The organism is Chitinophaga rhizophila, from assembly GCF_019492185.1.
Lineage (GTDB): Bacteria > Bacteroidota > Bacteroidia > Chitinophagales > Chitinophagaceae > Chitinophaga > Chitinophaga rhizophila.
On sequence record NZ_JAICCF010000004.1, the window covers coordinates 991,668 to 1,007,039 of the forward strand.

The following is a 15,372-nucleotide window of genomic DNA, read 5'->3' on the forward strand; positions in this document are numbered from 1 at the left end:
TCTGGCTATTGCAGCTCAGCCATTGTAAATGACTTCTGTCTGCCCTTATAACGTTTCCTGACATCCTGGATATCTTTTTCTGTTACTTTGCCGGCGCGGTTGCTCCATGCCCCCCGGATATAACTGATTACTTCCGCAATATCCTTATCTGAAAACTCGTCGTTACTGCCAATACCTGGCATGTCGCCACTGATCTCAGGCGCTTTATAGTGTTTGCCGGCAACAGTTACCGGCCCGGTAAGTCCGAATAATACGATGGCCGTCAGCCTATACTTATCTCCCGTTACTATTTCTGACTGATTCAGCGGAGGCGCGAGTGACTGTATACCATCTCCATCTGCACCATGGCAGGTCTGGCACACAGTCTTAAATAACATGGCCCCTCTGGGATAAGTCTTCTGCAGACTTTCATCCATACTAGCCTTTCTGTGATTCTCTATATCCTTCATCACACGTTTCAATCGTTTAGCCAGGACCAGCGTTGTATCCGGGTTCAAACTTTTCAGCTGCTGCTGCAACTGGGTTTCTTTACCTGCCATAGCCGCAATCACCGCATCAGCAACATATGGATCATTGGGATATCTGGTCATCAGCTGCTTCTTCAGTGGCTCCGCATCTTTATATAGCTGAGGCGGTAAAGCAGGCAGTAGTAGCGCTACATAAGGTGCCAGGAACACGTTTTCTTCCATACGGGCCAGTTCATCTATTGCCTCTTTACCATTGGCAACATTGATGACAGATGGCAAAGCCGCCAGGCCCTGAGCCTGTAAGTAGGGATTTGCCTGCCGCAGCAATACCATCACGTCTGACAACTGTAATGCACCAAGACCTTCCAGCGTCCAGAGCGCATGAATCTGTGCGTACAGGCTATCTTTCTGTTGCAATAACGAACGTAAAGCCGGAACCAGCGATATATGCCGGTGATCTATTATCATCTGCTGCGCTTTATCTCTGAGCCAGCCATTGTTGTTGCTAAGTAATGCCAGCAATACAGCCGGGTTGTTGTCGATTTTTACCGGTAAAGGGTGTGTGCCGGCGGGTACAATCCGGTATATACGTCCGCAGTTCAGGGGGTTAGTGAGGTTACGGCTCTTTATTTCATTCTTCAGATAGGGCGTCAGGTAGGTCTTATGCTGGATGATACCCCGGTACATATCGACAATATATAAAGCCCCATCGGGACCGTCGTATAGACTTACAGGTCTGAAGCGCTCGTCTGTACTGGACAGAAATTCTTTATTTGGATAAGCCTGATGGCCTTTTACGATGTATCCGCTGTCTTTGACGATATTCCTTTTAATGAGGTTGGCGGAAGGTTCAGCCACGAAGATGTTATTGTCTAAGTCTTTCCCGAGGAGGCCGCCACGGTATACCAATGGACTACAGGCAGCAGTCATTTTGACGAGGCGGAGGCTGTCATTGAGCGTACCTTTCATATATCCCCTGTTGACACCGGTAGTTGCCCTGGCAGGATATACCCGGTTATCAGGTACGATCTTCTCATCATAGCCTGACACATTTTTCTGTTCGGTGTTATTAGCGCCAAGTCCTGGAGGGAAGTAATCACCGATTACATTTTCAGAGTTGTTATTGTAATAAAGTCTGCCGAAGTTATCCTGGGAAATCCCCCACTGTCCGCGGAAGTGAGTCTGCTGTTTTAGCCATTTGTCTCCAACTCTGCGATAGCGTTTATCAGACTTGGCATTATATATCCAGTTATCTACAGCGCGTAGTAGTCCGTTGGGCTGATGCTCTACATTACCGCCTTCTGTGTATTTGTTATCCACCAGGGTCCGTTTACCTGGCTGGTCATTGTTGATTTCCACGAACCAGAGTCTGGGCGGTTCTGCCACCAGGATACCATTTTCTACCAGGCAGATAGCCCTTGGCAGCACGAGGGAATCCATGAATACAGTACGTTTATCTGCTTTCCCATCCTGATTGGTATCTTCCAGTATCACAATTTTGCCATTGGGTATATCTTCTCCTGTTCCCAGCGTATCAGGCATATAACCCGTCATCTCGACAACCCACATACGTCCTTTTTCGTCAAATGTCATGGCCACCGGAACAGTAACTAACGGTTCGGCGGCGACGAGTTGTACTTCCAGGCCTTTGTCTACCGCCATATGGGAAATAGCAGTAGTAGCATCCAGCACAGCGGATACAGCATACTTTTCACGTATTGCCAGAGAGTCAGATTGTTTGTCCGGCGTCTTACTTGTATCTGTGTGACATGCTGAGAGCCATAAGCCGATCGCTAGAAGATATAACCTGGAATACATGATGAATGAGAAATTAGGAATTAGGAATGGGGCAAATATAAGAGTCGGACAGGGAAAGTGGTAGCCATTCGTGTAAAGAAGACAGTAAATTTGCAAATTGAGAATTAACCCTCTTGCCTATCTGTTTCTGCGAGGGTTCAAATTCTGATTTACTAAGTCCTAATTCCTAATTGTTCTTTATCTTCGTTGTTTACAACCACTTTTATCGCGCTTATGGGACGTTTCCAAGGACTGATCGGGATAGTATTTATTCTCGGGCTGGCTTATTTAGTGTCAAACAACAAGAAGAAGATCAATTTCAGGCTGGTACTCAGTGGCATCGGCTTACAGGTATTGATTGCCTTACTTATATTTAAGGTAGGATTCGTGTTTCGCTTTTTCCAGGGAGTGGGTAAAGCGATGGGTAAACTGGAAGATTTTGCACGTCAGGGAGCGGCCTTCGTATATGGGGGCATTGCAGTAGAGTCCAAGCCGGGCACCGTTGTTAACTTTCTGAATGGCGGGTTTGTATTTGCATTTAACATCACAGCAGCTATTATATTGGTTTGTTCGTTGGTAGCCATTCTGTATCACTATGGGGTGATGCAGCGGATTGTGGCGGTTATTGCCAGAGCGATGAACGTGATTATGCGCGTGAGCGGCGCGGAGGCATTGAGTAATGTGGCGAGTGCATTTGTAGGGCAGATTGAGGCCCAGGTAATGATCAGACCCTACCTTCCTTACATGACACGCAGTGAACTGCTGGCGTCGATGAGCGGTAGTCTGGCGTGTATTGCTGGGGGTATACTGGTAGTATATTCCAATATGGGCAAGGCGGCAGGTATGGACCTCGCCCCTATGCTGATTACAGCGAGCCTGATGGCAGCGCCCGGAGCATTGGTGATTTCCAAGATTGTATTCCCCGAAACGGAGGAGTCACAAACGATGGGCAAAGTAAAACTGGAGGTTAAGAGCCAGTATGTGAATGTGATCGATGCGATTACACATGGTGCAGGCGACGGCTTCAAGATAGCTATGAACGTAATTGCGATGATCATCGGCTTTATAGCGCTGATCGCATTCCTCGACTGGGGACTGGGAAAGATAGGTTTATTGTTCAACCTGGATTTTACGTTAAGTCTGAACTGGATATTCGGGAAATTGTTCTACCCGATAGCCTGGGCAATGGGGGTACCTACTACAGATGTAAATAGTGTAGCAACCTTATTGGGACAGAAGCTGACAATCAATGAGTTCATAGCGTTTAAAAACCTGACTGATAAGACTGTTCCGGTAGTAACAGAAAGGGGGCTGCTGATTGTAAGTATTGCAGTGTGTGGTTTTGCAAACTTCAGCAGTGTAGGAATGCAGATTGGTGGTATAGGTGTGTTAGCTCCGGAGAGACGTGCGGATCTGGCATCGCTGGGATTGAAGGCGTTGTTTTGCGGTACGCTGGCTTCTTATTTGTCAGCTACTATTGCCGGCATACTCATTTAAGTAATTACATATATATAGCAACAAAATCCGCCTTATCTTCTACCGGGTACCGGTAAGAGGATAAGGCGGAGCTCTTTTATAGTTGGTTTAAGCTAAACGCTTAAATGCTTAATCTTTTAACAAGGTCAGCCAGTACAGCATCCCAGCTTTCATACTGTCCTTCTTCGGTTCTTACATCTTTCATTTCAGATGTAACGCGGATCTTTTCTACAACAGCTACTGCCAGTTTACGGAGAGCCGGAGTGGCCAGCAGGTTGAGTGAATCCAGGTTATCCAGCGGATCTTCCGGAAAGTCATCGCTTGCTTTACCGGCGAGGGCTGCAACTACTTCAGCAGCGGCCAGTGCGTCTTCGCATTCGGATGTATCCAGTACGCCATCCTTGTTTAAGGAGAACTGAAGCGTGTCGGCAACCATGCCGCCATCTTTGTTGTCCATCATTTCAAATACCCAGTCTTGAGAGCCATCATTTTCGAAGTTTCTGGTACCCCATGTGCCCATGATATGTATTTTTTTGGTTTGCTTTATTGATTAACTTAGTTAAGGCTTCTGAAATCCACAGGTACCAGTTTACTTACACCCGGTTCCTGCATGGTTACCCCGTAGATCACATCCACAGCTGCCATTGTTTGCTTATTATGCGTAACAATAATGAACTGGGAATTATCAGAGAACTTACGGATCATGTTGGTAAATTTCCCTACGTTGGCATCATCCAGCGGAGCGTCTACCTCATCCAGGATACAGAACGGCGCAGGTTTGATCAGGTAAATTGCAAACAACAAAGCGGTTGCAGTAAGTGTCTTTTCTCCACCGCTCAGCTGTGTGATGGCAGCCGGACGTTTACCCTTTGGTTTGGCAATGATTTCGATACCAGTATCAGCCAGGTTTTCCGGATCATTCAGTATCATATCACACTGGTCTTCTTCGGTGAACAATGCCTTAAATACACGTACGAAGTTTTCTTTTACCTGGTTGAATGTATCCAGAAATTTCTGATTAGCAGTCGCTTCCACTTCCTGGATGGTGGCCATGAGGGATTCTTTGGCTGTAACCAGATCTGTCTTTTGCTCAAGGATAAACTCGTATCGTTTCTTCATTTCCATGAAGGCCTCGATAGCTGTAGGGTTGATTTCACCCATATTTTCCAGCCGTTTCTTGAGTCTTTCCGCACTACCCTGTAATTCGTCTACCGGCAGGGCTGAGCTGCGCTGTTCGTCAATAATCTCATCCAGGTTCACTTTGAACTCCACGCTTAGTCTTTCCTTCATGGAAGCCAGTTGCAGTTTAAGCTCATTCACCTTGTCTTTGATGACGTTCAGGGACTGTTCCAGCTCCTGTTTAGCGCGTTGGCGGGCACGAAGCGTGGTCTCTTTCTCCTGCAACTGATTCCGGAAGTTATAATATTCCTGATCTTTTTCGTTCAGTTCTTTCTCTTCTTCCTGTTTTCTGCGGAACAGGTCAATCAGACCTTCTTCTGCGTTACCCAGTTTGTCTTCGGCAGCAGCGATATTGGCAACCGCGTCTTCTAACTGGGATTTATTACTGGTGATCTGCGTATGCAGGTCAGATAATTGCTTGCGTTTGAAGTCCAGTTCCTGTCTGAGGGCCTGTACTTTACTCTGCTGACGCGTTTGCTGCAGGTTCTGGTTATTGAACTGTACATTGGCCTGATTGTACTGGTTTTCTGCATCTGTGGCTGCTCTTTCGGCAGCTGCGATACTATCGTGCAGGGCATATACCTTTTCATTCAGCTCCTCCAGCTCTTCCCTGACGCCTTTAATACTTTCCTGGTTAGCTTCCAGAGAGTCCTGCATTTCGAGCAGGCGCTTCTCCCCGGCTTCTACAAGGTGACGGAAGTTCTCAATACGGTTCTGCAAGCCGAACACCTGGTTGTTTAACTGGTTGATCTTCTCACGGGCTGCATTGATCTTATTTTCATTCAGCTGGCTATTATAACCAAGTACCTGGTTATGTTTCTCCTGGATCTGGTGACGGAGGGTGGCTACTGTTTCTTCCAGTAACTTGATCTCTTCATCCAGCTTTTCCAGGTTTTTAGCACGACCCAGTTTCTTACCTTCAAACAAGCCGACTGAACCACCACTAAAACTGTACCGGCCACGGTTCATGCGGCCGCTTTTTTCTATAAGCAGCACATCCTTGTCGGTCAGCTCTTCAAACTGCACAGTGCTGACGTCATCTGCAATAAAGACTTTACCCAGCAGGTAATACCCAAGACCTTTATAACGTTCTTCTAACTCTACAACATCGAGGGCCGGTATAGTACCTGGAGGTGTAGCAGGAACCGCTGGTTGCTGATTGAACTGATCAAGGATAAAGAAATTAGCCTTTCCTTTTTTGTTCTCGTCCAGCAGGCGTATCGCTTGAACGGCTTCCGCCGCATTATTTACAACATAGTAGTTCAGATAAGGTTCAAGCAGGTTCTCTACGCAGGTTCGGTATTCTTCCCTACAGAAAAAGATGTCGCTGAGGATAGGCGCGGCATTATTCCACTCGTTGTTCTTTTTGAGGAATTTGATACTTTCCGGGTAACCTTCCAGGCTGTCAACCAGAGATTTCAGCAGATCGTATTCATTCTTTTTCTGGTCGAGCGTACGGTTCTGATCAACCAATCTGTCGCGGAGCCCTTCTATCTCACCCTGAGTAGCTAGGATCTTGCCTTTGGTCTCCTCCTGGAAAGCAATCATGTCTTCCAGATCGGCCTTTTGGTCCTGCACGGTTTCCTGCAATACCACCCGTTCCTCTTCCAGCTGCGTGATCTGCTGCTGACGACCGGCTTTTTCTTCCTGTAACTGCTGGATACTACGCTGTAGGTTCTGTACGGAGGTATCGGCTACCGCTACCTTCTTTTCCGCTTCAAACTGCTGGCGTTGCCATTGCTGCTGATCGCGGCGCAGGGTTTCCAGGGACAGTTTCTTCTGATTAAAGGCTTCTTTCTTCTCGTCCACCATATCCTGCAGTCCCTCCAGTTGATCCCGCAGGGTTTCAAAAGCTTCCTGTTCTTCCTCTACCTGGGTTTCGGTAAAAGCGATGGAATCAGTCAGTCCCTGTAGCTGTCCTTCAGCATTGGTAAGGAAATGGCTGATGTTCCGCTCCCTTTCTTTGAGGTAGGTCAGCTGCTGGGTAGCCAGGTTTTTATCGTTCTCTTTGGTACGGATAGTGGAAACGAGTTCGTTGAAAGACTTCTGCAGGACCTGCAGTTCTCTTTCTTTTGCGACGAAGTGGAGTTTATCTTCCTCAACACTGGCTTCGGCGGTGGTAATCTCTGTTTCCAGGGCCAATTTCTTATCGCTTTCTGCCTGTTGTTCGTCAGTGAGTTCCTTGAAGGTGACGTTAAATCCTTCGAGGGCTGCTTTTGCCAGTTCGATGCTGACTTCGCGGTACTCTTTTTTCACCTCATAGAAGCGTTCCGCCTTACGGGCCTGGGCTTCAAGAGTCTTTAAGTTATTGTTTATCTCAAAAAGCAGGTCCTCAATACGGTTCAGGTCTCCTTCAGTAGCTTCGAGCTTGGACTTTGCTTCTTTTTTACGGGTTTTATATATAGAGATGCCGGCAGCCTGTTCAAGCATTCTGCGGCGGCTGTTTTCTTTGTCTTTGATGATATCGTCCACCATGCCCAATTCGATGATGGCATAGGAATCTGTACTGACACCGGTGTCCATGAAGAGGTTATGGATATCTTTCAGGCGGCAGGCCACATCGTTCAGGCGGTATTCGCTATCGCCATTTTTGTAAAACTTACGGGTAATAGTTACAGTGGTAAACTCAGTTGGCAGGACGTTGCGGGTGTTCTCGAAGGTAAGACTAACTTCCGCCATACCACTTGCAGAGCGTGTTTTAGAGCCATTGAAGACAAGACCGGACTGATTCTCTGAACGCAGGTTACTGATCTTATGCTCCCCGATCACCCAGCGAATGGAGTCGATAATATTACTTTTGCCACATCCGTTGGGGCCTATAACCCCGGTTACCCCTTCGTCGAAGTGTAATACGGTTTTGTCAGCAAAACTTTTGAAGCCTTTTATTTCTAATGTTTTTAAACGCACAATTGCTCTGCTTTGTTTTTTTAAGCCGTCAAAGATAACTATGATTTCTTTGATTTATGCCCCGGATTTGCCTTATCATACTATAATAATGCATTTTTACCAGATTATTTATCTCCGGATTCTGATTTCCAGCATTTTACCTGGACGGCTATCTTTATTTTTCCAAAGAAAACAGTAATTTTTAAGAACACCATGTACCTGTAAAAATTTAATTATACACAGTTGTGTATAAATTACAATATGGACATAGCATAGTGAATGGAACTGCTGTAACCCCGGCGGCAATCCTAGAATATGGGGAGAGACCTATAAATACCACCTACTACCTGATGCTGAGGCTAATAAGGGCATTACTCCAGCGGAAGATTTGCTGTGCATCAGGAGTAAATATTGTATCACGGACAGGAAATAGCATTCTTTTTGCTTATCAGCGATTTGAATAACTTTGCATATATTAAAATTTCCAGATGCGGCATTGGATTCAGGAAGTCAGGAATTTCATCTATAGTTACCATTTCAGTACCGGGTTACGTACGACCATCAGTGTGGTGGTACCCTCAGTCGTGTTTTCGATGATGGGCGACCTGCCGATGGGTATTGTGGCATCTCTGGGCGCGCTGGCCACGGCACTGTCTGACGTACCAGGTACAGCACTCCATAAACGTAACGGTATACTCACGGCGATCGCGTTTATATTCCTGACAGCACTGGGCACCTCCCTGATAGCCCCCTATCCCCTGCTAATGACCGCCTGGATACTAGCCTGCTGCTTTGCCAACGGTATGCTGCTGGTATATGGAAACCGGGGCGGCAATATAGGAATTGCCTGTATGCTGGTAATGGTATCTATACTAGGGGAAACACCAGTTGGTCCGGCGGAAGCCCTTGTACACTGCCTGGTGATACTGGGCGGTAGTCTCTGGTATGGCTTCCTGGCACTATTGCTCTGGCAGATACGCCCTTATCTGAGCGTACAGCAGATGTTGTCAGAATGTATTATGGAAACTGCGCGCTACCTGGAGGAAAGAGCCGCATTTTATGAGAAAGGCGCAGATAAAGATTTCAATGACATCTATAAGTCAGTACTGGCACAGCAGGTAATTGTCAGCGAGAAGCAGGAAGCAGTACGCGAATTGCTGCTCAAACGCCGGTCAGCCCAACAGGGATCTACCAGTATCAACAAAAGTATGGTATTGATCTTCCTTGACATCACAGACCTGCAGGAGCAGATCATGGCATCTCAGACAGATTACTTTGCCCTACAAAAGGATTTCGGAGACATGGAGATTTTGGAGAAGTTCCATGCGCTGATAATGGAATTTGCAGGAGAAGTGGCCCTGATCGGTACCGCAGTCGCCGCCGGACAAAGATCCTTGCCTAAAGCTAATTTACGCCACGAAATAGACAAGGTACAACATGCCCTTACAGCAATACATAACTCATTACCAACCCTAAGAGAGCGGACAAAACTAATCACCCTGACTAATATCCTGCATAACCTGCAGGACATGACGCAGCGTATCTATAACCTCCATCGCCTGACCAGACTGGAAAGGGTAAAGGATGAAGTGATAGATCCGCGGTTACAACTGGCCAGCTTCACTACCCGTAACCGGTATGACCTGGAAACGCTGATGAACAACCTGACGTTTGAGTCCCATATCTTCCGTCATGCGTTACGTGTAAGTATAGCAGCCGTAACCGGCTACCTCGTAGGGCAAGTCTTCCACCTGAACAGGGTATACTGGATCCTGCTTACTATCGTGGTAATTCTGAAGCCAGGCTTTGGCGTCAGCAAAACACGCAGTTACCAGCGTATTATCGGTACCATCACCGGAGCCTTGTTTGCGGCCGGCGTATTATTCCTCACTACCAATACTACTATCATTTTTATCATAATGCTGCTATGCATACTAGGTGCATATAGTTTTATGACGCAACAATATACATTGAGCGTGTTTTTTGTGACACCTTTTGTTATTTTCCTGCTACACTTCCTGCACCCTGCCCATTTGCAGAATGCAGAGCTTCGGGTATTGGACACATTTATCGGCGTTACTATTGCTTTTACAGCCAATCTGTTACTATGGCCAAGCTGGGAGCATAACTACCTTCCCAGTCATATGGCTAAAATGGTAAAAGACAACGCCCGCTACCTGGATCATGTCATGCGGCTGTTTACCAGCAAAGAGTTTGTCATGAATGACTATAAGCTGGCCAGAAAGGATACTAATGTGAGTGCGGCAAACCTGATGTCGGCTTTTCAGCGTATGCTCTCAGAGCCTAAAAGTAAACAGATTCACGGGTCAGAGGTCTATCACTTTGTGGTATTGAACCATTCTCTGATGTCACATACAGCGGCCCTGGCTAATTATGGGTTACTGCATGGTATACAGTACCCCAAAGCTGAGTATACACAACTCAATGATTATCTGCAGATATACTTTAATTGTATTGCGGAGCTGATAGAGGATCCGAAAGCTACGCCGACGCCGCCACCTCCCACCCTGGATGCGCTGGAAGCCTTGGATGGTACATTGGAGAAACTTTATCAACGCAGGCAGGAAGAAATCAATAATGGAAAGGGCGATACACCCGTGCGGGAGGAAATGCTCGAGACCAAAATGGTGCGGGACCAGATGCATGCAATATTCTCCTTACTGAAGGATATGAAGAAGACAATTGACAAAATGGGAGATATAGATGCATAAATGACTAAGGCTGTATCTACTCGTATTAGGAGATACAGCCTTAATTAGATGATAGCGTTCGGTATCCTGGGTATATCCAGAATACTTCAACAATTAGTCTTTCTGATAAATGATCCCGAATTGGTCTGACAATGGGTCCATATTTTCCAGTATAAGATCAAAAAACGCAGGCCCCATGCTAATGTACCACGGCATGAAGTTCTCCTTCCGTTCCTGAAGAGAGTGGGCTGGGAACAACTTTGCTTTCAGCGCACGAATCTGCTCTGATTGCCAGGTAAATTTCTTCTTCTCAGCACGGAGGAATTTATGCTCCAGCTTACCGATAGATTTAACCGCCCGGGTACGTTCTGCACCGACAGAAGCCTCCAGCGTTACATCAATACTGGTAGCTTTTCTTACCAGATCATCAAAGAGCTTTTCGATAGCCGCATACTCATCTTTCAATACCAGTTCTGCATTGGTGTGTTCTTGCACGAAACGGTTAATCAGCACTTCTGTATCTTCAAAGAGATCGGTAATGGTTAGTCCCAGTTTGTTTAACCGTTGCAGGGAATTATTGTCTGTCAGCAGGAAGGAATTACGCAGTATCAATACCGGATAAGGTACTCTATAGTGCTCAAACAGCTGCTGTAGCTCCAGCCAGTAAGCAATCTCTCCCCCACCACCTATAAAGGCGATATTAGGTAATATGGTCTCCTGAAGCATACCGCGCAGGATCACATTGGGACTGAAGCGCTCCGGGTGATCTGCTAACTCTCTTTCCAGGGCATCAGCAGTAAACTCAATACTGGAGTGTAGTACCTTCCAGACATCTCCTACTCTTACAATGCGCTCCCGGGAGGTATCTGTAAGATAGAACAGGTTGATTTCCCGAGGGTTAGCCTGTACCTTATGGTGCTTTGAGATAGCTGCAATCGTATCATTGACAATACCGAAGGAACGCTGATGCAACAATTCATCCCGCATTACCGGCACAAACAGCTTTTTCAACATGGCAGAATCAGGTACCAATATCACCAGGCCATAGCGGCCAAACAGTTCATTTACAAGATATAATGTTGCTTCCTGGATGTTATTATGTTCAAGGTATGCTTTCTGCAACAATGCAATCAGCTCCTCCGCATAGGGGCCATAACCCAGGGCTTGCTTAACCTGTTCGATCAGCTCTTCAAAACCTTCAGGGCGCATCTTACCTACTGCCCCTTGCTGATCGGTGGGCCAGTTTATTGTCTTCCCGTCAATATATACATGTCCCAGTTCATCCAGGTCAGCGTCTTCACTACCCATATAATATACGGGTACAAAGTTATACTTCGGATATTGTGACTGCAGCTTATCTGCTAACTTGATGGTTTGTAATATCTTATAAGCAAAATACAGGTAGCCGGTGAAGATGTTCGGCTGGTGTGCTGTGGTGATCGTGAAGGTCTGCTGATCCAACAGACTTTCGATATTATGCTTGACTTTGTCTGTGATTTCCAATCCCTTATACTGTTCCCGCAGGGCAGCTACCAGTGTTTCCCTTTGCTGGGGAAATGCCTTTTTGGCTGTTATAGCTTCCTCGAAATCAGGCGTTACGGGAGAATGTTTATAGAAGGGACGAAGACTTGGATGCCCGGCCAAAAAATCTATGACCAATTGATTGAAATACCCGGTTTTACAATACGGGATACTACTTACAGGTTGCTCCATACGCTAAGCTCTGATTCTTTTAGATGCACGAAGGTAGGGAATGAATCAGGAATGATCAATTAGGAATTACGAATGGTAAAAAAGCAGTATTAATCAGAGGTTAATTAATTAGAAAGGAGGAGTCTTCCGGAAGGGAGAAGCTGAATAAAACTATGCGGCGGAAGCACTTCTTTCAATAAAAAAGGCGCTCCGGTAACCGAAGCGCCTTCTGAAATAGTCAATCAATTAGATTACAAAGCCATCTGGCAGTACCATGCCATTTTTGATAACCACGATGCCATCCTTCACTGCATATACTTCATGATCGCCATCTGGTAACGGATCTCCTACGTTAATCTGTACATTGTTGCCGATGCTACAGTTCTTGTCGATGATCGCGTTATTGATACGGCAGTTGTCGCCGATACCCATTGGCGGATGACCCTTACCTTTTGCTCTATCCAGGTCTTCCAGCGTCTGATAGAAATCACTACCCATCACATAACTGTTGGTAATGACAGAGTTACGCCCTATCCTGGTTCTGATACCTACTACACAACGTTCCAGGTGACTATCGAGGATGATACTACCGTCTGAGATAATGGTATTTTTTAATGTACCAGATATCTTCGCCGGCGGCAGCATACGAGCGCGGGAGTAGATAATATGAGACTCGTCGAAGAGGTTGAACTTCGGAATTTCATCTGTCAGTCCGAGGTTAGCTTCCCAGAATGAGCTGATATTTCCGATATCTGTCCAGTAGCCGGTATATTGGTAGCTTACTACCTTCATATCTGCATTGATTGCGTAAGGGATCAGTTCTTTACCGAAGTCGGTTGAGGACTGCTGCCCATTCAGCAGGTCATACAGGGTTTTTCTGCTGAAGATATAGATACCCATGCTAGCCAGGTAGATCCTGCCTTCCGCCTGCATTTCGTCACTCACCGGAGAAGCCCATGGCGCAAGTACATCCTGTTTCGGCTTTTCTGTGAAGGAAGTGATCAGGCCTTCATTATCCGTTTTAAGGATACCGAAGTCAGATGCATCTTTCGCATTCACCGGGATGGTGGCAATAGATACTTCTGCCTGGCTTTCTATATGGTGCTGCAGCATCTCGCGGAAGTCCATCTGATACAGCTGGTCACCGGATAGGATGAGCACATATTCAAATTCATAATTATCAATATGATGCAGACACTGACGTACGGCATCGGCGGTACCCTGATACCAGGTCGGGTTATCCGGTGTCTGTTCAGCGGCCAGAATATCTACAAAAGCTTTACTAAAGTGGCTGAAATGGTAAGTATTTTTGATATGCTTGTTTAACGAAGCCGAGTTAAACTGGGTCAGCACAAAGATACGGTTCATGTCAGCGTTCAGACAGTTGGAGATAGGAATATCCACGAGGCGGTATTTACCTGCAACTGGCACGGCTGGCTTTGAACGCTTGCGCGTTAGGGGGTAAAGGCGGGTACCTGATCCGCCACCTAAGATAAGGGAGATGACTGCGTTAGACATATATTACGATTCTTTGTTTCAGTTTTTGGGTTTAATCAGCGAACTACGATTGAGCTATATAATTGCAGATATTCAGCAGCTGCACTATCCCATGAATGATCCAGCTGCATCATTGTTTTAATAATAGCCTGCAATTTCGCAGTATCCTTATAAAGTGTTACAGCGCGTTCCACGGCCTGGCATGCGTCCCATGCTGCTGCATGAACAAAACGGATTCCGAAACCTCCGGGATCACCGAAATCTGTTACTGTATCTTTTAATCCGCCCACACTACGTACAATCGGAACAGTACCATACCGAAGGGCATACATCTGGTTCAATCCACACGGCTCAACCCGGCTCGGCATCAATAGGAAGTCACTACCTGCATATATTCTATGCGAAAGCGCTTCGTCATAACCAAACTGCACATTAAAGTTAGGCGCTGTTAACAGTTTTGTTTGTTGCAATGACCATTCCACATGTGGATCACCACTACCCAACAAGAGAAAATTCAGTTGCTGTTTCTGGTCAAAGATAGACCTGCCAATGATTTCAGGCAGCAGATCTGCTCCCTTCTCTCCTACCAGACGTCCAATGAAAGATATTAAAGGAAGTGACGGATCGAGGTTATATTGCTCACAAAGTTGTTGCTTTATGTCGCGTTTTGCTTTTGCGAACGTCTTTTGATTATAGTTAACAGGCAACATAGGATCTGTTGCAGGATCCCATACTTTGGTATCTATACCATTCAGTATACCAACGCCTTTCCCCTTTTCGTAATTCATCAGGGCTTCCAGTCCGGCAGCACTGCTATACATTTCTTCCAGGTAACTTGGCGATACGGTAGTAAACCGCCACGCACATTTGATACCTGCTGCCAATGGATTAATGGCACCTTCCCAGCCAAGCAGACCAGCCTTCCAGAGATCAAATCCTGGCAGCTGATACAGTCGGTCCCAGCCAAACTGTCCCTGGTATTGTCCGTTATGAATCGTTAAAACTGAAGCTATATTCCGGAGACGCTCATACTTGTAAGCGTGTGTCATCATAAACGGTATGAGCGCCGTATGATAATCATGGACATGCACCACATCCGGCTGGTGCTGCCATTCATTCAGCCAATCCAGTACAGCTATCTGGAACGTCAGGAAACGGTCAGTATCGTTGTGATAACCATATACCCTTTCCGTATCCAGTAAGCCTGGAATATCAATCAGGTAAAGGTCAAACCCAAGCAGGTTTGTCACCTCTCTCCATACATTGAAATGCCGCCAGGTATGTCCTAACCAGCAACCGCCCTGGTGTACCAGTTCGAATTCCTGTGAATGAAAGAACCGGGTGTTGTAAGCGGGCATCACGACCTTGGCTATATGCCCCGCCTGATACTGGTACTTGGGCAATGCCCCTACCACATCTGCCAGACCTCCTACCTTTGCTATAGGGTAACATTCCGCGCTAACGTGTAAAATCTCCATGCTAAAGAATTAAAACTGTTTCTTTCAAATTACCTTGGAAAAAGCATATTACAAAGGAATGTCCAAACTTTATTTAGAGCCCGAATCCTGCTTATCCCCGTTCATCTAAAACCCTGAGTATAGTGTAATTTAAACCAATCTCATTATATATCAGCATTTATTCCTATTCCTTTTTTAATGCATCCGTAA

8 protein-coding genes are annotated in these 15,372 nt (G+C 46.1%); 2 read left to right on the top strand and 6 right to left on the bottom strand.

Annotation, left to right across the window (positions count from 1 at the left end; all coding sequences use genetic code 11):
* Positions 1–5: 5 nt before the first annotated feature.
* Positions 6–2,285 carry a DUF7133 domain-containing protein gene (locus K1Y79_RS23495; protein WP_220252636.1) on the bottom strand — a complete coding sequence of 760 codons (2,280 nt, stop codon included), beginning with the start codon at positions 2,283–2,285 and terminating at the stop codon, positions 6–8.
* 213 nt (positions 2,286–2,498) lie between these two features.
* On the opposite strand from K1Y79_RS23495, the gene K1Y79_RS23500 reads away from it, so the two are divergent.
* Positions 2,499–3,761, top strand: a complete 1,263-nt coding sequence (locus tag K1Y79_RS23500; RefSeq protein ID WP_220252637.1) for a NupC/NupG family nucleoside CNT transporter — start codon at positions 2,499–2,501, stop codon at positions 3,759–3,761.
* Positions 3,762–3,861: 100 nt separating this feature from the next.
* Here K1Y79_RS23500 and K1Y79_RS23505 read toward each other — a convergent pair whose 3' ends face one another.
* Both K1Y79_RS23505 and smc read right to left on the bottom strand, forming a co-directional pair.
* Positions 3,862–4,260, bottom strand: coding sequence for a DUF4259 domain-containing protein (locus K1Y79_RS23505; protein ID WP_220252638.1), 399 nt, complete (start codon positions 4,258–4,260; stop codon positions 3,862–3,864).
* Between the two features lie 35 nt (positions 4,261–4,295).
* A complete protein-coding gene (gene smc / locus K1Y79_RS23510) occupies positions 4,296–7,826 on the bottom strand; it encodes a chromosome segregation protein SMC (RefSeq protein ID WP_220252639.1) in 3,531 nt (1,176 codons plus the stop codon).
* 467 nt (positions 7,827–8,293) lie between these two features.
* Between smc and K1Y79_RS23515 the strand changes: the two genes are divergently transcribed.
* Positions 8,294–10,537: an FUSC family membrane protein gene (locus tag K1Y79_RS23515; RefSeq protein ID WP_220252640.1), complete on the top strand. Its 2,244-nt coding sequence runs from the start codon at positions 8,294–8,296 to the stop codon at positions 10,535–10,537.
* 93 nt (positions 10,538–10,630) lie between these two features.
* On the opposite strand, the gene bshC is transcribed toward K1Y79_RS23515, so the two are convergent.
* The 3 genes from bshC to K1Y79_RS23530 form a co-directional block, all read right to left on the bottom strand.
* Positions 10,631–12,229: a bacillithiol biosynthesis cysteine-adding enzyme BshC gene (gene bshC / locus K1Y79_RS23520; RefSeq protein ID WP_220252641.1), complete on the bottom strand. Its 1,599-nt coding sequence runs from the start codon at positions 12,227–12,229 to the stop codon at positions 10,631–10,633.
* 225 nt (positions 12,230–12,454) lie between these two features.
* Positions 12,455–13,726 (bottom strand): glucose-1-phosphate adenylyltransferase, encoded by a 1,272-nt coding sequence (locus tag K1Y79_RS23525; protein ID WP_220252642.1) that lies wholly within the window; start codon positions 13,724–13,726, stop codon positions 12,455–12,457.
* A 35-nt stretch (positions 13,727–13,761) separates the two neighbouring features.
* Entirely contained in the window at positions 13,762–15,183 is a 1,422-nt protein-coding gene (locus K1Y79_RS23530; RefSeq protein ID WP_220252643.1) for a glycogen synthase, read from the bottom strand.
* Between the last annotated feature and the right edge of the window lie 189 nt (positions 15,184–15,372).

Bases quoted from the DNA above. Each gene is read 5' to 3' on its own strand.
- K1Y79_RS23495 (WP_220252636.1), bottom strand. From the start codon at position 2,285: ATGTATTCCAGGTTATATCTTCTAGCGATCGGCTTATGGCTCTCAGCA.
- K1Y79_RS23500 (WP_220252637.1), top strand. From the start codon at position 2,499: ATGGGACGTTTCCAAGGACTGATCGGGATAGTATTTATTCTCGGGCTG.
- K1Y79_RS23505 (WP_220252638.1), bottom strand. From the start codon at position 4,260: ATGGGCACATGGGGTACCAGAAACTTCGAAAATGATGGCTCTCAAGAC.
- K1Y79_RS23515 (WP_220252640.1), top strand. From the start codon at position 8,294: ATGCGGCATTGGATTCAGGAAGTCAGGAATTTCATCTATAGTTACCAT.
- bshC (WP_220252641.1), bottom strand. From the start codon at position 12,229: ATGGAGCAACCTGTAAGTAGTATCCCGTATTGTAAAACCGGGTATTTC.
- K1Y79_RS23525 (WP_220252642.1), bottom strand. From the start codon at position 13,726: ATGTCTAACGCAGTCATCTCCCTTATCTTAGGTGGCGGATCAGGTACC.
- K1Y79_RS23530 (WP_220252643.1), bottom strand. From the start codon at position 15,183: ATGGAGATTTTACACGTTAGCGCGGAATGTTACCCTATAGCAAAGGTA.